This window comes from Micromonospora sp. SH-82, assembly GCF_051132485.1.
Classification (GTDB): Bacteria; Actinomycetota; Actinomycetes; order Mycobacteriales; family Micromonosporaceae; genus Micromonospora.
The window spans coordinates 1,658,444-1,676,085 of sequence record NZ_CP148049.1 but is presented as its reverse complement, the minus strand read 5'-3'; the positions used below and the strand labels follow the sequence as shown (position 1 = coordinate 1,676,085).

The following is a 17,642-nucleotide window of genomic DNA, read 5'->3' as shown; positions in this document are numbered from 1 at the left end:
CTGAAGCCCTGGCCAGCCGGAAGCAGTCCTTGATTCTTGGCTGCGTTGCTAGCGTTGTGGCGAACGGCCGGGTAGAGGTTTCTGCCATCGAGCCCAACCAGAGCAAGCCACAGACCGTCGGGGAGACCCGAAGCGAAGTTCGGAACCTTCGTGAACTTCGCCTGAACCTGCCCCTCCCCGACCTTGAAGCGGTGATTGCTTGAGAAGTGCCAGCGGTCGTTTGAGCTGTAAGTCGCCCCGCTGATCGAGTGCCAACTTGCAGCCTGCGCGGGCGACGGAGCCAAGAGGGTTACGCTTACAAGGACTGCTGCGAGACTGGTCAGTGCGGCCTTAAAGCCGAGACGCATGCCGCTAGGAAGCTTCATTAGCCAACTTTCTGGTTTGCGATGAGGTTTCGATTACCGGCCCTGGTCGAAGTATTGACACTTTCCTGTGATGGCAGAAAAAGAGACACCTCCCCTCAAGAACTGACGCGCTGACATCAACCATCTTCGCAGCATTGATTACCAACGTCAAGATCAAAACTCCGTTTTCTTGTAGTGGCCAGGATCCTGACAGAAGCAGCCATCCGAGTAACCAGAGACTTGGAAGGTGAGAATGATTCGGCCCTGAAGGCGGGCCTCGGTGAAATTCCCGAGAGCATCCAGTTCGGACGGTTAAAGGAAGAAGCGTCGTTGTTTATGCGAGTAGGAGAGGTTCTGGCAATGAACTGGCTGACTGGATCCGGTCGATACGCAGCCCGAAGGACGGGAACAACTACCGGCGCTGCAACCGGTGCCAGCCCGCGCTTCCCGTCGTCTACGAATCTGCTGCCGTGGACACCTACCTCAACGACTGACCGCCCCATAGAGGGCAGGTAGCAGCCAGGACCATTGCGTAGTCGTGTTACCCCTGGTCACGGTCGGTTTTCAGGTGGTCACGGCGTCGATGAGCTCGCGAGGGCGGTGGTTGGCGCGCCGGGTAGCTTCGGCGATGTTGGTGGCCCCGTCGATGCGGTGGCATCTGATTGCGGCGTTATGGAGCGTGGCGAAGACGGCGGGTCCGTTGCCGGTCCGGGCCTGATGAGCATCCTCACGTAACGTGACATCCCGCACATGATGGAGGCGATTCTCGATGTGCCATTCCGATCGGGCCCAGGTGCCCAGATCGGCGGGCTGGGCTTGGCCGGCGGGCAGCGAGACGGTCAGGTACGCCGTTTCGCGGCTGGTCTTGCCCTTGACCGTGCGGGTCCGGGTAATACGGACGGCCTGTTCGGCGTGAGGGAAACCCAGCCCGCCCGGAGTCTGGAGGGTCAGCGCCTTGACGGTGCGGGTCTCCGTACGGCCGTGACCGCTCTCGCGGTTCTGGGCCCCGACCGGGACCTGCGCCCAGGGCAGGGCCTTGAGCGGGGCGAACAGCGTCGGCTGGTTGGCCTTGACCGCGACCATCAACTGCCCGCCGCCAGCGGCGAGTAGGTCAGCGTGTCCGGTCTGGGCGTGCAACGCGTCCGCGACGACCAGGACGCCTTCCTGTGATCCCCACACCGCCGCGACCAGGCGCAGCAGCGCAGTGAACGCCGGGATCTCATTCGACTTCGCCGCAGTCTGGACCTGGGCGAGCACGATCCCGGTGCTCACCTCGTACGCCGAGAGCAGATGAACCTGCCGCCCGTCGGCCAGCCGGGCACCGCGGACGACCTTCCCGTCGACGGCGACGACCAGACGCCACCGGCGCCCGGCGATCACGACCGGCCCAGCCCGGCCCCGTAGCCAGCGGGCCCAACCGAGATGTCGCCCAGAACCAGACCAATACCAACGAGGGCCAGGTGTTGGCGGTCTTCGCGGAAGCGTTGCGGGAGTTCGGCCGGCTGGTGCCGGAGGACCAGCAGCGCCGGTACGAGATGGTCGCTTCCGAGCTGGAGCAGGAGGCGGCCAAGGAGCAGCCGGATAGGGGTTGGGTGCGGTCGCTGCTCGAGCGGGGGAAGAACCTGCTGGTAGGTGCTCCGGCGAACCTGCAGCACCTGGCCCAGGTGGCAAAGATCGGGTTCGACCTCTATGGGCAGGGTCTGGCCTGACCCGCGTACCGTCTTCCTCCGTCGCTAAACCTGCGGCCCAGGTGGACTTCGCGATGTGGTCGCACGCCGGATACCTGCTGCCACCCACGGCGTCGACCGAGCCGCCGTGCCCGGTGTGGTGCGATGGGACGTGTCTCTTCAAGGACGGCGTCCGCCTGCGCGCTCGACACGTGCTGGCTGTGCACGGCCAGCACGTCGAAGCCGCCGACGAGACCAAGTCGTGACGGTCGACCTTGAGGCATTCAACACGCCCGACAGGCACGGAGACCAGCCGCCGTCGGTGACGCTGGCGGTCAACAACCCGGAACAACGCACTGCCGACTACAGCAAGCTCGAAGGGTTGGACCCCGCGACGGTCCGGGGCTTGGCCGCGTCGTTGCTGTCGGGCTGCTGGGAGGGCGCGGCGGTCGGGCTCATCCCCCAGAAGGCGGCGGAACTCGGCGCGTCACCTGATCGCCGCGGCCCGGGCCACCTCCGTAAGCGCGACCGTCGGAACCTGACCTCGACGAGGCGGTGAGCGGGGTAGCCCGGACCTCCGCATCATGAGGTCCGGGCGGCTCACCCAGAGTACGGTCATCTACGGGTTCGTTGGGCACGCTGACCGTGGAAGACTTCACTCGGTGAGGTGAAGTAGACGGGCCAGCGGCCAAAAAGTGCTGAGTCGGCGGTGACTCGGCGGACCTCCGGCAACCGATCACAGCAACGCCGAGCATCGACTGATGTCACTCGAAAAAATGCGCCGACCTCCAGGTCAACCGAACGCGCATAGATGTCCGACAATCATTAGGAAACCGATGCTCTATCCCCTGAGCTACGGGGGCGCGAGGCATCAGTCTAACGGCCTGTGGAATCACCCGGGATGGCAGGGAGCCGCCCACGTGACCCAGGTCGTCTGTGCAGGCTTCACCCAGCCCCGCCCCGCAGGAGGTCGATGCCGCCCGGGACCACACCGGTGACAGCGGGAACCCGGACAAGGACCCCGACTACCCTTGTCTGGCGCGTCGGCACGACGTGCGGTGCACGCGCTAGGCCTTTGCTACCCAACGCCCATTCCGAACATCACCTTGCCGCAAATCGAACACGACCTCCCCCGCAGGTTGAAGACGTCGCGGCTTCCACGGTGCCGTGCCGACACCGCATCTGATTCCGCGGCAGGCCGCCGTGCAGGTCGACGCCGCTCTCGCCGACGCCCGCGTCGTGCTGACCAGTGGGGCACGCAAGGCAGGCTGGAACACGCTGGTCCGCAGTGTCGCTGGCGACCCTCTCGCCGAGCGCCGCGATCTCCACAGGGCGCAGGACCACGCGGCGGCGATCGCCGATCCGGTCGTACGATCTCACCGCCCGCCTCCACTACCGACACGGCCGGTCGGGGTATCCGTGGAGGGCGTAAGGCCACTGCAAGCTTGGCCGGTCCTGGTTGAGGTTCCGCACACTGCTCGTCGGTCACGTCTTCTGGGCACTGCCTCCCGGTCACCCACGATCCGCCCAACACCATCAGCGCTGAAGATTTGGGACCACTATTCACATCGCCGCATCAAAGGACACGAACACGGTGATGAGACCAGGAAAGCCTCGATCAACCGGCAGGGAACAGTTCGGCCAGAAGCCCCACGAAAACGCCGCATGGGATTCCCGGTAGTCGGATTGTGGACCGAAGGAAGAACCTCTCCCCGGCTTAGCATGAACCGCAACATTCATCGACTGACGCCCACGGTCCGACTCGGGGCTTGGGCGCGTGGAGAGGAGCCTGATGCGCAAACAATCGCTGCGGCAGCGACTGACCCGGTCCATCATGGTGGTCACCCTGGTGGCCAGCGGTCTGGGCGTGACGGCCGGGGCCGCCCAAGCCGCCCCGGTTCCCGCCGTCACCGCGGCCGTGAGTACGGCGCCGGTAACGATGGCGGCGGGTGGGTGGGGACTCCAGGGCGTCTTTCCCGACCCGATCACCTGCCACATCGCCGGAATCGCCTCCGGGCGGGAGTACGTCTGCGTCTGGTACGTCCTGGCCTGGGCACTGAACGTCTGGCAGGACTAATCGAGCGGTTCCGAAGTCAGGGGTCGATGTCGGGGCGCGAAGAAGGGGCATCCGGAATCATGCCGTGACGCATGAGAAGGACGTCCTTTCCCACCGCACCGTATGTGAAGATCACCCCGAGCATTCGCACACCCCGCCGACGAGGCAGACCGCCACAGATCACCGATTCCGGACTGGTCTGCCTCGCCGTGGCACAGGTCCTGCCGAAGGTGCGCCAGGAATCCCGCTGGATCTGCGCCCTGGTGGCCCGGCCGCCTCCTACTCGCAGGCGATGCCGTCGCCGTCGCGATCCAGGCGTCGGGAGTAGCCCGGATCGCCGCGCCGGATCGGTGCCTTCCCGGCGGCCCGTACCGCTGTGCAGTTGGCGTAGTAGACGTTGCCGTCGTTGTGGTCCAACTCCCCACGGTCGCCGTTGCCCCGGCCCGGCTCGCAGGCCTCCCCGTCCCCGTCCCGGTCGAGTTCCGGCCGGTAGCCGGGTTCGCCCCTGAACAGGGGTGCCACCCCTGCGGCACGAGCAGCGTCGCAGTTCTTGTAGTACGGCCCCGACTTGCGGGCGGTGGACGTGGGAGCGGGCTTCCGGGTGGTGGTCGCCGGTGCGGGCTTCCGGGTCGTCGTCGCCGGGGCGGGCTTCCGGGTGGTGGACGTGGGGGCCGGGTCTCGGGTGGTGGTGGCCGGGGTGGGCTTCCGGGTCGCGGTGACCAGGGTTGGTTCCGGGGTCGGTGACTCCGACGGCTCGACCGGCTGGTCGGGCGAGGGGGTCGGCGGGGTCTGCTCGGGTGCGCCTTCCGGCTGGAGCCCTTCTGCGCGGGCCTTCGCGGCCTGCGACGCCGAGGGCGGCTGGTCGTCGCCGGAGAACGAGGCTATCGCGCCGCCGCAGCACAGGACGAGGACGACGGCGGCGGCGAGACCGACGATCGGACTGGGGTTCTTTGTGGATGGTCGTGTGGTCACGCCGTGCAGTGTGTTCGGGGGCGACGACGGCAGTCACCGGCTGTTCGGGTGGCGGCGGTGTCAACTAACTGACGGCACAGTCAGGGTGAGCGGCGTGGTGGTCCGGACGTCGGAACGGTGCCCGGTTCACCGTCGGTCGGCGACGAACTGCCGGGCCCGGGCGACAGGTGAGACGTCGTACTCCTCTTCGACCGTGCGGGCCACCAGGTGGCAGAGCAGATAGCGCTGGGTCGGCACGATCCCGATCCGGCTCAGGTGGGAGTAGAGCTGGTTGATGGCCAGCCGGTGGCAGCGGAACCACACCTGCGACAGGACCTCCCTGTGGTGGTCGGGCGTCTCCCGGAGGATGTCGTGGAACTCGATGCGGTGCCGTAGCTCCATGTCCTGCTGGTCGAGGTGGTCGAGGTCGATCGCCCCGGTCGTGAACAGCGGCTCGGCCAGCGCCTTCTGACGTCGGACGATGTCCAGCCAGGCTGCGACGAGGGGTTCCGTCCGGGTTCCCGCCGCGATGGCTTCGGTGGCGTGCAGCCGGTCGCGCAGCGCCGGACGGTGGCGATGGTACCGCTCGTCGAAGGCGCTGCGTACGGCGTCGGGATCGGCGGTGTATCCCAGCAGCGACTCGACGTGCGAGCGGAACGACATGGACCCCCGGGAGATCGGCGGGACGCTCAGGTGACCGAAGGCGAACATCAGGTCCAGGGCGTGTCCGATCCGGTCCACCCCGCCGCTGCGGACGGCGGCCAGGGTGTCGAGGGTCAGGGCGGTGCTGTCGGCGTACCCGTCGGCGAGCAGGTTCGCCAGGGCGGCGCTGCCCAGGACGTGCCGGCGGTCCTCGTGGGGCTCGAACTGGAGGGTGTTGTCCGGGTACCAGGGGGTGAGCGGGCCGGGGTCGGCCTCGCGGACGGCGAGCCGCCGGTGCGCCGCCAGGTGGTCGGCCTCCCGCAAGGTGGCCGTCGAGGGATTGTCGTCCAGGTACGCGGTGAGGTGGCTGTGGGCGGTGGGACGCACCACCTCCGCCCAGAGTTGCGGGGTGGTCCGCAGGTTGATTCGCAGGTGGGGGCCACGGCGCCAGTGTCGGAGCAGGTGGGGTCGGTCGACGACCTCGGCGAGTGTGGCCAGCAGGGGCCGTACGCCGTCCAGGATCAGGTCGTCCTTCTCCTGGGCGTGGTACCGGATCTGGATGCTGTACCAGCCGGGTTCCTCTTGCGGCGGGCGGGTGTGCGTCATGCGTCCTCCTGTTCACGGGCCGGATCACCGATGTCGACGCAGGTCGCGTGGACGAGGTAGTGCAGCTGGGTCTCCTGGTCGACACCGATTCCCAGCCGGTTGCAGAGCAGGTGCACGCAGCGGAGCAGGACGGCAAGGAGTCGCTGCTCGTCGCGGGTCGGACCGGTGTCGGCGGCGAAGCGGGCGGCCACCGCCCGCAGGTCGGGGTGGAACTCTCCGGCCCGGTGCAGCTCCGAGAGCTCCCCGTGGAGCCGGTGGATCGACTCGGACCAGGCGGCGGCGAGGGGTTCCGGATCCCCCGACGGAGGCGACCCCCGATCGGGGGGCCAGCAGCCGGACACCAGTCGGCGGAGCGGGGCGCGTTGCCGCTGGTAACTGCTCCGCCGCCGACCCCGGTCGTCGGGAGGGGGCCAGCCGGACCGGGATCGGGCCAGCAGGTGGGCCAGGCGGTGCCGGTCGGGTTGCCACGCGGCCAGCGCCGAGGCCAACGCGACGACCGCCAGGCGGGAACGGTGGTTCGGGGACACCGGGCGGGCCAACGCCGACAGGGCCACCCGACTGGAGTCGGTGAAGTGGCGTTCGACGGCGCGGGTGGCCGTGGGGCCGCCGAAGACGGCGTACTCGGGGTGGTAGGGCAGGGCCTCCACCACGTCGGGTGGGCGGATCCGCCGGTCGTGGTCGGCCCGGTCCTCGATGTGGGCGTACCGCTCGGCGAGGGCCGACCACTGTTCGACGGAACCGGACAGTGGGGTGGGGAACCGGGCCAGGTGCCCTTCCAGGGCCGACCGGGCCCGGTCGGCGACCTCGGCCGCCAGGTCCGGCCGGGTCGGCAGCAGTCGGAGCCGCAGGTGCGGCCCGCCCTCCCAGTACCTGATGAAGAAGAACTGGGCGAGTCGGCCGTCGGCCTGCAACGAGGTGACCAGCGGTGCGACGGTCTCGGTGAGCAGCCGGTCGTGGTCACCGCTGTGGAAGGCGTGCAGCGACAGCCAGGGCGGCGCTGTCACGTCGGGCCGATCTCGACGACGTACTCGGTCACGTGTCGGCCCTCGGCGCCGAAGGTGGGGGCGTCGGCGAGTTGCGGCAGGGCCTCCCGGAACACCAGCACCGCGTCGGGCTCGCGGAGGAGTCGCTCGAAGAGGCGTACGAGAAGCAGGTTGCCCAGGTCGAGGTAGACCGGCTTGACCGGTCCGGGGGGCCGGTCCGGCCCGGTGGCCGTGACGTACGACCGGTGGGGGATCCGGTGGTCGGCGAACCACCCGGCCAGGGTCAGCAGGTACTCGGCGTCGTCGACCCCCTTGGGGCGGCTCGGCACGAGGTCGGCGGGGACCCGCCAGGAGGCCCGGGAGACCGTCACCCGGCCGATCGAGAGTCGGGGGCTGCGCCACACCGCCCGGGGTGGGTGCTCCGGTGGTCGGTCGAAGATCTGGGTGGTCGGGGCGGCCGCGTTCGGCACGTCACCGAAGAGCTGGACCAGGAGGCGGGCCAGTCTGGGCAGCCGGGCCCCGGCCATCATGCCGGTGTGCGCGATGCGGACCGCCTTCTCGTCGCCGCGCCGGAGCAGGTGCAGCGTCGGGGTCGCCTCGTCGACGACGACGACCAGTTCGTCGAGGGGGATCCGCTGTCGCGGTGGACGGGCGCTGACCGTACCCGGGTAGGAGATCTCGTGGCCGACGGCCGGGGAGCGCAGGTTGACGTTGCTGCCGAAGAGTCCGGTGAGTTCGGCGAGGCAGCCGGACGGGTCGGGGGGTGACGACACGGACAGGTCGACGGTGTCGGTCCCGTCCGGTGTGGCCTTGGCCAGGAGCCGGCGTACCCGGCTGCGGACCGCGCCGTGGCCGGCGCCGACGCCGTTGAGTACGAGCCGGAGCCCGTCGGCGGCGGGTACCTGTTGGACGAAACAGGCCAGCGCCGGGGCGGGCCGGACCCACCCGGGCCACTCCTCCACCGACCTGCGGACCTGCGACGGGTCGACAGTGACTCCGTCCGGCGTGGCCTCGGGGCCTGCCCAGAGGGCGGTGAGGGCCTGCTGTCGGAGCCGGTGCAGCCACCGCACCTCGGCGAGGGTGCTGCGGGCCGGGTCGGTGGGTTCCCCCGGACGCAGCAGCCCGGCGAGCTCGGCCACTGTCGTTTCCGGATCGGGGTCGACAGTCATCCGGGACAGTTCCCGGTGCAGTTCGAGCAGCCCGATCCGGGTCCCCGCTCCGAACCGGTCGACGAGGACCCGGTGGGCCACCAACCGGACGACGGTCGAGTGCTGGAAGAGGGCCAGGAACCGGTGGATCACGTGCAGGTCGGCCACCGCCGGACCCCACCCGGCCCCGCCGAGACGGACCGGGTCGGCGGTGAGGACGGCGTTCTCCTGGAAGAGGTTGCGGGCCGGCAGGGGTACACCTGCGACCTGACCGCTCACCGCCTCGAACCCGGCACGGATCCGGTGGTGCAGCTCTCGGCGGCGGGTGGTCCCGGCGTCGGGGGTCGGATAGGCGTCGAGGGCGTCCGCGAGTTCTCGCAGTGCACCGGCGGCGGGTGATTCGTCGCCGAGCCAGGCATGGAGGTCACGCAGGTGGTCGGCCGACTGGTCGGCGAAGGGCGGTTGGACCTCGAAGAGCCCGACCTCCACCAGCCGGTCGAAGACCCGGGTGCCGGCTTCGCCACCGAGGCGGCGTCCGATCTCCGCGAGGGGCGCCCCGGCACCGACGGCCTCGATGGCCGTGCGGACCGGCGGGGTGAGGAGCACCCCCTGGATCCGCTCGCGTCGCGGGTGGCCGAACCAGATCCGTCCCTCGGCCACCTCGGCGTCCGGGGCGGTGACCACCCAGTTCGACGAGTCCGGCGGCCTCGGCGGATTCCGCGACGTCGGCAGGTAGCCCCAGCTCCTGTGCGGCCAGGGTGATCAGATCCAGGTTGCCTGTGGAGTCGGCCGCCGCCACGAGCAGCCAGAGGCGTACCTCCTCCCCGAGCCGGCACACCTGCCTCAGGTAGTGCTGTTCGAGGTGCCGTCCGACGGGCAGCGGTTCGTCACCGAAACTGGACTCGGTGAGCTGCTGGATCGTCAGCTCTGCGGCCAGGTCGACGAGCGCGAGCGGGTTCCCGTCGGTGGCGGCGACCACCTTGGCGGCGACCAGTGGATCGATCGGGCCGGGCAACGACCGGGTGAGCAGCCGGCGCGCCGCCTCCTGTGGCAGGCCGGTCAGGGCCACCGTGGCGATACCCGCCGCCCGGCTCGGGAACGCCGCCGTCGTACGGGCGGCGAGCAGCAGTGTCACCGGTTCCGCCGCCAGGCGACGCCCCACGAAGGCGAGGACGTCGAGGGACTCCGCGTCCAGCAGGTGCGCGTCGTCGACCGAGCACACCACCGGGGTCGACCCGCCCGCCGCGCCCAGCAGACCCAGCACGCCGAGGCCGACCAGGTAGCGGTCGGGTGCCGGGCCGGTGACCTCACCGGCGGCGACGAGCAGGGCCTGCCGGTGCCCGTCGGGTACGGCGTCGAGGTGTCGACGCAGCGGTCGGATGAGCCGCTGTACGGCGGCGAAGGGCATCGTGATCTCGGCCTCGAACCCGTCGACTTCGAGCAGCTGTCTGCCGGTCAGGTCGCCGGTGGCGGCCTTGAGCAGGGTCGTCTTACCGATCCCCGGGTCCCCGAGGAGGAGCAGGGAGCCACCTCGGCCGTCCCGCCCGTTGCCGAGCAGCGTGCTGATTCTTCCCAGTTCCGCATCGCGACCGAGTAGCTCCACGACTCCCCCACCGAGTGACTCCCGCCGATGGGTAGGACGATACGAAAACCAACACGTGCATCGATACACACATTGTTACGTTGTGTTTACCTCGGGTGTCGGCGAGGCTGTCCCCGGACACCGACCGCAAGCTGCCACGGGTACGTCGTCCTGCGGCGGGTACTCACGACCATGGCGCGATACACGAAGCCCGAGCTGCGGGAACGACTCAAGGACGAGATCCGGGCCGGCGACCGGGGCGGCAAGCCGGGTCAGTGGTCGGCGCGCAAGTCGCAGCTGCTCACCAAGGAGTACGAGAAGCGCGGCGGCGGTTTCGAGGGTCCGAAGGACGAGCGCCAGAAGTCCCTCCAGCGCTGGGGCGACCAGAAGTGGCGTACCCGGCAGGGCACCACCCGGGCGCGGCACGACGGTGAGACCGACCGTTACCTGCCGGACAAGGCGTGGAAGCAGCTCTCCCCCGAGCAGCAGCGGGCCACCGACGCCCGTAAGCGCCGGGAGTCGACTTCCGGCAGGCAGTACGTCCCCAACACCGGGCCGGCCAGACGGGCGCGCCGCGACGCGGCGAGCGTGCCGCTCGCGGAACTCCCGGTGGCCGAGGCGACCCGGCGGGTCCGTGACCTGGACACCGGTCAGTTGAAGGCGGCGTTACGCGCGGAACGGGCCGGAAAGGGGCGTAAGACCCTCATCCAACGGCTCGAATCGGCGCTGGCCCGCCGCTGAGCCGTCTCCGGCTCGCCGGGCGACCGGTTCCCTGGGCCGTCGCTCTGGTACCAAGCCCCCCAGGGGCGAGGAGCTCGGGGAGACCTCGGCGCTGATGTTCGGGCGTCACAGTTACGAGGCCTTCGCCTCGGTCTGGCCCCGGTCGGAGGATCACGCCGCCTACCGGGACCTCCCGAAGTACGTGGTCTCCACGACGCTCGGCGACGACGCCCTCGTCGACGGGTGGGGTGAGCAGTCCATCCTCCGCTCGGTGGCGGACGTCGCCGCCCTCAAGCAGACCGACGGTGGGGCGATCTTCGTGCACGGCAGCGCCGAACTCGCTCGTGGCCTGGCCGACGCCGGGCTCGTCGACCGGTACCACCTGCTGGTCTTCCCGGTGCTGCTCGGCGAGGGCAAGAGCGTGTTCTCCCGTCGGGAGCAGCGGGAGCAGCGGCTGGCGCTGCGGGATTCCGCCGCCTACGGCAACGGCGTCCTCAAGGCCGTCTACGAGGTGGTCCGCTAGCCGTCGGGTGCGACCGCACCGCCGGTACCGACGTCGGTCGGGGGCGACCGGCCCCCGGCGTCGGTCACTCGGCGACGGCGCGGAACACCACTGTCACACTGAACGTCGCACCGTCGACCTGGTACGCGTAGCAGCCCGGGCCGTCGACCGTGGTGCTGGCCGGCAGGTCGTTGTCGGGGCGGGTCAGGACGGCGTGGTGCCCGCCGTCGCGCGGCTCCCCGAGGTAGGAGAACTCCACGCCGGCCCGGCCCGGCCCGTCGATCCGCCCCGCCCGCACCAGCACCGGACCGGCGTAGCCGGATCCGATCCACCGGACCTTCTTCGTGTACGTGCCGTCCGGTCGCCGGTCGAGGTCACGCAGTCGCAGGACCCCGTCGTCGAAGTAGTCGGCGACGGGGTGGAGCGGACCGGGACCGAGCACCCGGCCCGCCTGGTCGGGGTGGGGCCAGGGGCTCGGCTCGGTGACCGGGCAACCGCCGCCGGACGGCACGGCGGGCAGCCGCAGCGGCGGGGCCACGAAGGGGGTGGGCGACGCCGACGACGGCCCGGACGACGCCGACGGGGTGTCGTCGGTGGTGCCGTCGCAGGCCGCCACCGTCACCAGGAGCACGGTGACCACAAGTGCCCGAACCGCTCTCGTCACCGTCGCATTATCGGCCGGTGGCGATGGATTCCGCAGCCCCGTCGGCGGCGTCCGCAGTGGAGGCCGACGCGGGTCAGTGACCCCAGTCCTGCCGGGGTACCACCGCCTCGCCGATCCTGAAGTGCCCCGCCTCGGTCGTGGTGGTGGAGGTGTCACGGGTCTCGGACCTGTCCATCACGACGTGCCGTCCGAAGTGGGGCACCAGTGGCCGACCCACGTCCCGCTTGAGCCAGAGCCGCAACAGGTGACGTCGGCGCTCCGGTTCCGGGTGGTCGACGAACTCCGTCCGGGAGTGCAGGGCGGCGTAGTTCAGCAGCCACTGGGTGTCCCCCGGCTGGAAGTCCATGTCCAGGGCGACTCCGGGCTCCTGGCTGACCTCGTCGAGCAGGTCCAGGACCTCGATCTGCTCGGGGGTGAGTCGGGGCACGTCCCGGTGGTTCTGGGCGGCTTTGATCATGCCGGTGCCGGCGTACATGCTGAAGACTCCCGACGTCCGACTGACGATGGGCGAGGTGTACCAGTCGGCCGGGGCGTCCGGATCCTGCTTGCGCCAGTCGAAGTACCACGGCTCCAGCAGGAGGGGAGCCAGGTCGGGGCGGCGGCGCAGCACCTCGTTGAAGAGGGTGGCCCCGCTGACCAGGCTGCTCGCGCCCCCCTCCTTCGCGGGGCGCAGGCACAGCAGGGCGACCACGTCGGAGCTGTCGGAGTGGAAGGGCAGCCGGTCCCGGACCCGCGACGGTACGGCCGAGCGGTCCCGCAGGGTCTTGTCGCTGGTGGCGATCACGTGGTCGACCAAGTCGCCGAGTTCGTTCTGCCGCATCGGGACTCCCAGGTGGAGTCCCATCAGGTAGAAGACGGCACCGGCGAGGGCGTCGTCGTACCGGTGGGTGGGCAGCCCCCGGACGAGGACGAACCCTCGGCCGGAGTCCATCTCCCGGCCGATCTCGGCGATCACCGCCGCGCAGACCGGCACCGGGTACTCCGCCGGGGTGACGGTACGCAGGTCCGGGTCGTCGGCGACGAACCGGCGGCCGACCCGTTCCAGCTCGTCGACCTGCTCGGGGGTCAGGTGGTGGATCCAGCCCCCGTCGGCGGCGAGTTCGTCGCCGCGCCAGACGAAGGGACCGGTGACGGGGTGCAGAACTGAGGAAGCAGTCATCTGGGGTACGTGCTTTCTGGTCTTTCGCCCACGGACCGGCTCGCGAGGATGGGGTGACCCGGGCGCTGGGGTACGGGTGTCCACCCACCTGCCCGACTGGGGTACGGGAGGGGGCGGACGCTCGTGCGTCGGGTTGCCGGGGGCGGGGCGGGAGTTGACCGGGATCCACGACCGGCCGTACGGCCGTTGCGTCCGGAGGGGACGGTGGCCTGGCGGCCACGGGTCGGGGTGACGGTTCGGGCGCCGGGGTCGACAGGCTCCTGCACACCGGTGACCACCGACGACGGGTCGACTCACCGGCGGGGTGAGTGGCGTCGTACTGGGGTTCGGTGATCCCGTGGTGTTTCGGGCAGGCGGGGACGACCGGGCGCGGAGCGTCCTAGAAGGGGACGAGGGCCTTGCCGGCGCCGGTACCGGGACGGATAGCGGGGAACTCGGGACCCTTCCAGTGACCGATCGGCGCCCGGGTGATGGCTGGAAGGCCCGCGACGGGCTTCTCCATGCTCATGTTCACCCCCGGGGGATCGGTGCCGTGGCGCTATCTGTGAGAGAGAAGGTAGCCGCCCCCACTGGGCGCGTCAACAGAGAGAACGTATCGCAGTGCGATCTGCCCTCATCGGCGGATGAATCCCGGAGAGCCCGCTTGAGCAGGCAATTCGGTCCAGTCGCCGCCCAAGTAACAACCTGGTTTCGACGAGATGCGAGACACCATTTCGCATCTTGACACGGGTGGGAGTGGCCCGTACCTTCTGCTCCAAGCCGGCGAGGCTGACAGGGTGCTGCTGGGGTGCAGCCCGACCGACTCGCGACGATCGGCGACACACTCAGCTTCACGGTGCACCGCACCTTTCTGCCGCTTTCCTCCGGAGTGGGCCACGGGCCTTCCGGATCACCTCATTGTCAGCGAGCACTGCTTCCGACACCCGCTTCCACCACCGAACGTCCTCGGTGGTGGTCGTCGAGGGCACCTGCGCAGGGACCAGGAGACGACATGAACAACCGACGCTTGGGCGCGACAGCGGCCATCTCCGCACTGCTTCTCGTCACCGCCTGCGGTGGTGGCGACGACGCCTCCGCCGACGGCACCACGAAGGTCTCGGTCACCACGTTCGGGTGCGAGATCTGGAACACCTGGGCGACCGGCAAGGGGATCTACGCCAAGCACGGCCTGGAGGTCGAGCTGGTCCGCTCCGGTGGCGGCTCCGCAGCGGTGGCCGCGGTGCTCTCCGGTGCTGCGGACTTCGGCTACGTCAACGGGTACACCGCCATCAACGCCTACAACACCGGGTTCCCGATCCAGATGGTGTCGGGGGCGAACGTCAACGCCCTCCCCCCGGCCGCACCCGCCCAGGGCGTCTTCGTCGGCAAGGACTCGCCCATCACCGCTCCCGCCGACCTGGCCGGAAAGAAGATCGCGGTGAACGAGGCGAACGGCATCAACCAGATCGTCACCGCGAGCTGGTTGAAGGCCAACGGCGTGGAGCCGGAGAGCGTCAGCTTCGTGGCCCTGCCCTTCGCCGAGCAGATCCCCGCCGTCCTCGGCGGCAGGGTGGACGCCGCCCAACTCGGCTACTCCCTGCTCGGCGACCACAACGACAGCGTCCGCAGCCTGGCCGACCCCTTCGCCTCCAGCGAGAAGGTCTACATCGCCACCTACGTGGCGTCGAAGACCTTCGTGGCCGGCGGGGACGCCGCCGAGCGGTTCCACGAGGCGCTGAAGGAGACCACCGAGCAGCTCGAAGACCCCGCGAACACCGCCGAGTCCTTCCAGCTGCTCTCCGAGTGCCAGAAGGTGCCGGCCGAGACCCTCGCCGCCCAGCCGCAGAACGCGTTGGAGCCCAGCCTGGACATGGCGAGCCTGGACCGGATGTCCCAGCAGATGGTGGACCTGAAGCTCATCCAGGAGAAGCCGGACCTCGGTCCCTTCGTCGCCGAGTTCGCCAGGTCCTGACCGGAGTCGGCGCGGGTGACCACACGATCTGCGAGGGAGAGGACGCCAGATGGCCTCCGGGATTCCAGCGACTCGGACACCTGAGTCTCCAGCGCGGCCTGCGCCCGCCTCCGACGTGCCCGCCCGGGCACGTCGGAGGCGCCCGGTACCCGACTGGGTGATCGGGGTGGCGGGGGTCGTGACCATGTTTCTGCTCTGGGACCTGGTGGTCCGGACCGGTGCCGTGTCCCAGGACTCCCTGCCCTACCCGGCGACGACGATGCTGCGCGTCGGGGAGCTCCTGATCGATCCGGGCTTCCTGTCCGAAGTGGCCCAGACGCTCTGGGCCTGGCTGGTCGCCATGGTCGTCGCCAGTGTCGTCGGCATCCCGTTGGGGCTGCTCCTCGGCTACTTCACGTCCCTGTACCGACCCGCCTCCTCCCTGATCCACGCGGGCCGGTCGGTGCCCTCGTCGGCGTTCCTCCCGGTCGCCATCCTGCTGTTCGGGCTGGGCTCGCAGATGAAGGTGGCGCTGGCGATCTACGCCATCTTCTGGCCGATCCTGCTGAACTCCATGTACGGCGTCCGCGACACCGAACCCCTCATGCTGGCCACCGGACGGACCATGGGGTGGGGCCGGATGCGGCTGCTGCGGCGGGTGGTCCTGCCCTCGGCGGCCCCCTCCATCGCCACCGGGCTGCGGGTGGCCAGCTCGACCGCGCTCATCGTGGTCCTCTCCGCCGAACTCCTCGGCGCGACCAGCGGGGTCGGCACCGTGATCACCACCTATCAGCAGGCTCAACGACCCGACTTCGTCTACGCGGGGATCCTGCTGGTGGGGCTGCTCGGCATGCTGCTGTACTACGGCTTCAACCTCGCCGAGCGGGTCGCGGTGCCGTGGGGTCACGCCCAGCGGGGGAGCACACGATGACCGACCACGGTGCCACTCGTACGACATTCGTCGACCTGACCCTGCGGACGGGCCGGTTCGTCCAGTCGCTCTGGCTGCTCGCCCTGGTCCTGCTGGTGTGGGAGGTGGTGGGCCGATGGGTCGGCTCCCTCTTCGTACCCCCGGTGTCGCAGATCTTCGTCGCCTTCGTCGACACCTGGCTGACCACGACGCCCTCGACCCTCTTCCTCAGCGAGCAGTTCCTGACCGACGTCCTGCCCAGCCTGGCCCGGCTCGGCCTCGGGTACGGGGCGGCGGCGGCCATCGGGATCTGCGCCGGCATCCTGATCGGGGTGTGGCGCCCGGCGGGGGCGTTCTTCAACCCGCTGATCCGACTCGGCATGTCTGTGCCGGTCACCGCCCTCCTGCCCATCGCCATCGTGATCTTCGGCATCACCAGCGGCATGAACGTGTTCCTGATCGCCCTGGGCTGCCTGTGGCCGATCCTCATCAACACCTACGACGGTGTCCGGGGCATCGACCGGACGATGGTCACCGCCGCGAAGAGCCTGCGGCTGACCCGACGTCGTTACTTCCTCCAGGTGCTGCTGCCCGGCGCCAGTCCCGCCATCTTCGCCGGCCTGCGGATCAGCATCGGGATCGCCCTGGTCCTCATGGTGATCTCCGAGCTGTACGCCGCCACCGCCGGCCTGGGCTTCTACATCGTCAACCAGCAGCGGTTGTTCCGGTTCCCGGAGCTGTGGTCGGCGATCGTCCTCCTGGCCCTCCTGGGCATCGCGTTCAACGCGCTCTTCGCGCTCGTCGAACGGGTGCTGCTCGGATGGCACCGCAGTGCGAAACCCAACGACGCGGACCGTCACTAGCCGGCACACGCCACGAACCCCGAGGAGAACGAGATGGACCCCGTGACGATCCAGCAGGACCCGCCCGGCCCGGCGGGGACGCCGGTGCTCGACGTCCGTCAACTCAGCAAGTCGTACCCCTCCCGCAAGGGAGACGTCCTGGCGGTACGCAGCATCGACTTCGCCGTGCACTCCGGCGAGTTCGTCTCGGTCGTCGGCCCCTCCGGCTGCGGCAAGACCACCCTGATGATGTGCATCGCGGGACTGCTCCCCATCACCGGCGGGAGGGTGGACTTCCAGGGGGAGACCATGTCGGGTCCCCGCGAGGGCGTCGCCGTCGTCTTCCAGGACTACAGCCGTTCCCTGTTCCCCTGGCTGACTGTGGAGAAGAACGTCACCCTGCCGCTGCGGGACCGTGGCCTGCCGCGTACCGAGATCCGGGAACGGGTTCGGGAGGCGCTGGACATGGTGAACCTGGCGCACGCCGCGGCCCTGTATCCGTGGCAGCTGTCCGGCGGCATGCAGCAGCGGGTGGCGATCGCCCGGGGACTCGCCGTCCGACCCCAGATGTTGATCATGGACGAGCCGTTCGCCTCGGTGGACGCCCAGACCCGGGCGAGCCTGGAGGACCTGCTCCTCAAGGTGTGGGCCGAGACCGGCACCACAGTGCTCTTCGTGACCCACGACATCGACGAGGCCGTCTACCTGTCCGACCGGGTGGTCGTGCTCTCGCAGGGTCCGTCGGTGGTGGTCGCGGACCTGGCCGTGGCCATCGAACGCCCCCGACACCAGATCGCCACGAAGCAGCTACCCCTGTTCGGTGAGCTTCGCGAGGAGGTCTACTCCCTGGTCATGGCCGCCCAACGGCGGACGTCGCTCTCGGGCGACCCGGCCTGACCCGGCCACCGGGGCGGTCCTACCGGTCCGCCCCGGTGG

At 69.7% G+C, this 17,642-nt stretch carries 15 protein-coding genes and 3 pseudogenes; 10 read left to right on the top strand and 8 right to left on the bottom strand.

The genetic code is table 11. The features are described from left to right. Window positions 1-908: 908 nt before the first annotated feature. Complete coding sequence (locus tag WHN02_RS07810) at window positions 909-1,724, bottom strand: ISAs1 family transposase (RefSeq protein WP_434742723.1); 816 nt, start codon at window positions 1,722-1,724, stop codon at window positions 909-911. Window positions 1,725-1,804: 80 nt separating this feature from the next. Between WHN02_RS07810 and WHN02_RS07805 the strand changes: the two genes are divergently transcribed. The 4 genes and pseudogenes from WHN02_RS07805 (at window position 1,805) to WHN02_RS07790 (ending at window position 4,088) form a co-directional block, all read left to right on the top strand. Further along, window positions 1,805-2,053: a hypothetical protein gene (locus WHN02_RS07805; RefSeq protein WP_434742722.1), complete on the top strand. Its 249-nt coding sequence runs from the start codon at window positions 1,805-1,807 to the stop codon at window positions 2,051-2,053. A 220-nt stretch (window positions 2,054-2,273) separates the two neighbouring features. After that, the gene (locus WHN02_RS07800) at window positions 2,274-2,570 is read left to right on the top strand and encodes a hypothetical protein (RefSeq protein WP_434742721.1); all 297 of its coding nucleotides are present in this window, start codon (window positions 2,274-2,276) and stop codon (window positions 2,568-2,570) included. 608 nt (window positions 2,571-3,178) lie between these two features. After that, window positions 3,179-3,379 (top strand): annotated as a pseudogene (locus WHN02_RS07795) (hypothetical protein); the annotation flags it as partial. A gap of 424 nt (window positions 3,380-3,803) precedes the next feature. Then, window positions 3,804-4,088 (top strand): hypothetical protein, encoded by a 285-nt coding sequence (locus WHN02_RS07790; RefSeq protein WP_434744131.1) that lies wholly within the window; start codon window positions 3,804-3,806, stop codon window positions 4,086-4,088. 258 nt (window positions 4,089-4,346) lie between these two features. Here the strand turns inward: WHN02_RS07790 and WHN02_RS07785 are convergent, their stop codons facing one another. From WHN02_RS07785 to WHN02_RS07765, 5 genes and pseudogenes are all read right to left on the bottom strand, one after another. Further along, window positions 4,347-5,039 (bottom strand): excalibur calcium-binding domain-containing protein, encoded by a 693-nt coding sequence (locus WHN02_RS07785; RefSeq protein WP_434742720.1) that lies wholly within the window; start codon window positions 5,037-5,039, stop codon window positions 4,347-4,349. Between the two features lie 126 nt (window positions 5,040-5,165). Next, window positions 5,166-6,266, bottom strand: coding sequence for a thiopeptide maturation pyridine synthase (locus tag WHN02_RS07780; RefSeq protein ID WP_434742719.1), 1,101 nt, complete (start codon window positions 6,264-6,266; stop codon window positions 5,166-5,168). Then, window positions 6,263-7,270, bottom strand: a complete 1,008-nt coding sequence (locus WHN02_RS07775; RefSeq protein WP_434742718.1) for a thiopeptide-type bacteriocin biosynthesis protein — start codon at window positions 7,268-7,270, stop codon at window positions 6,263-6,265. Before WHN02_RS07775 ends, WHN02_RS07780 begins: the two co-directional genes overlap by 4 nt. Then, window positions 7,267-9,003 (bottom strand): lantibiotic dehydratase, encoded by a 1,737-nt coding sequence (locus WHN02_RS07770; protein WP_434742717.1) that lies wholly within the window; start codon window positions 9,001-9,003, stop codon window positions 7,267-7,269. Before WHN02_RS07770 ends, WHN02_RS07775 begins: the two co-directional genes overlap by 4 nt. Before the next feature lie 583 nt (window positions 9,004-9,586). Next, window positions 9,587-10,000 (bottom strand): annotated as a pseudogene (locus WHN02_RS07765) (AAA family ATPase); the annotation flags it as partial. Window positions 10,001-10,171: 171 nt separating this feature from the next. Between WHN02_RS07765 and WHN02_RS07760 the strand changes: the two are divergent. Both WHN02_RS07760 and WHN02_RS07755 read left to right on the top strand, forming a co-directional pair. Next, a complete protein-coding gene (locus WHN02_RS07760; protein WP_434742716.1) occupies window positions 10,172-10,720 on the top strand; it encodes a hypothetical protein in 549 nt (182 codons plus the stop codon). 61 nt (window positions 10,721-10,781) lie between these two features. Beyond that, window positions 10,782-11,222: pseudogene (locus WHN02_RS07755) on the top strand (dihydrofolate reductase family protein); the annotation flags it as partial. A 64-nt stretch (window positions 11,223-11,286) separates the two neighbouring features. On the opposite strand, the gene WHN02_RS07750 reads toward WHN02_RS07755, so the two are convergent. Both WHN02_RS07750 and WHN02_RS07745 read right to left on the bottom strand, forming a co-directional pair. Then, entirely contained in the window at window positions 11,287-11,865 is a 579-nt protein-coding gene (locus WHN02_RS07750; protein ID WP_434742715.1) for a hypothetical protein, read from the bottom strand. A 73-nt stretch (window positions 11,866-11,938) separates the two neighbouring features. After that, entirely contained in the window at window positions 11,939-13,024 is a 1,086-nt protein-coding gene (locus WHN02_RS07745) for a TauD/TfdA family dioxygenase (RefSeq protein ID WP_434742714.1), read from the bottom strand. 991 nt (window positions 13,025-14,015) lie between these two features. Between WHN02_RS07745 and WHN02_RS07740 the strand changes: the two genes are divergently transcribed. The 4 genes from WHN02_RS07740 to WHN02_RS07725 all read left to right on the top strand — a co-directional run bounded on the left by WHN02_RS07740 (window position 14,016) and on the right by WHN02_RS07725 (window position 17,603). Next, entirely contained in the window at window positions 14,016-14,975 is a 960-nt protein-coding gene (locus tag WHN02_RS07740) for an ABC transporter substrate-binding protein (RefSeq protein ID WP_434742713.1), read from the top strand. A gap of 184 nt (window positions 14,976-15,159) precedes the next feature. Next, window positions 15,160-15,885, top strand: a complete 726-nt coding sequence (locus WHN02_RS07735; protein ID WP_434743863.1) for an ABC transporter permease — start codon at window positions 15,160-15,162, stop codon at window positions 15,883-15,885. Next, the gene (locus tag WHN02_RS07730; RefSeq protein WP_434742712.1) at window positions 15,882-16,727 is read left to right on the top strand and encodes an ABC transporter permease; all 846 of its coding nucleotides are present in this window, start codon (window positions 15,882-15,884) and stop codon (window positions 16,725-16,727) included. The genes WHN02_RS07735 and WHN02_RS07730 overlap by 4 nt, the downstream gene beginning before the upstream one ends. Window positions 16,728-16,760: 33 nt before the next feature. Continuing rightward, window positions 16,761-17,603, top strand: a complete 843-nt coding sequence (locus tag WHN02_RS07725) for an ABC transporter ATP-binding protein (RefSeq protein ID WP_434742711.1) — start codon at window positions 16,761-16,763, stop codon at window positions 17,601-17,603. The last annotated feature ends 39 nt before the right edge of the window (window positions 17,604-17,642 follow it).

Excerpts from the sequence above, each read along its gene's own strand:
- WHN02_RS07790 (WP_434744131.1), top strand. The coding sequence starts at position 3,804 with ATGCGCAAACAATCGCTGCGGCAGCGACTGACCCGGTCCATCATGGTG.
- WHN02_RS07780 (WP_434742719.1), bottom strand. The coding sequence starts at position 6,266 with ATGACGCACACCCGCCCGCCGCAAGAGGAACCCGGCTGGTACAGCATC.
- WHN02_RS07760 (WP_434742716.1), top strand. The coding sequence starts at position 10,172 with ATGGCGCGATACACGAAGCCCGAGCTGCGGGAACGACTCAAGGACGAG.
- WHN02_RS07745 (WP_434742714.1), bottom strand. The coding sequence starts at position 13,024 with ATGACTGCTTCCTCAGTTCTGCACCCCGTCACCGGTCCCTTCGTCTGG.
- WHN02_RS07740 (WP_434742713.1), top strand. The coding sequence starts at position 14,016 with ATGAACAACCGACGCTTGGGCGCGACAGCGGCCATCTCCGCACTGCTT.
- WHN02_RS07735 (WP_434743863.1), top strand. The coding sequence starts at position 15,160 with ATGTTTCTGCTCTGGGACCTGGTGGTCCGGACCGGTGCCGTGTCCCAG.
- WHN02_RS07730 (WP_434742712.1), top strand. The coding sequence starts at position 15,882 with ATGACCGACCACGGTGCCACTCGTACGACATTCGTCGACCTGACCCTG.
- WHN02_RS07725 (WP_434742711.1), top strand. The coding sequence starts at position 16,761 with ATGGACCCCGTGACGATCCAGCAGGACCCGCCCGGCCCGGCGGGGACG.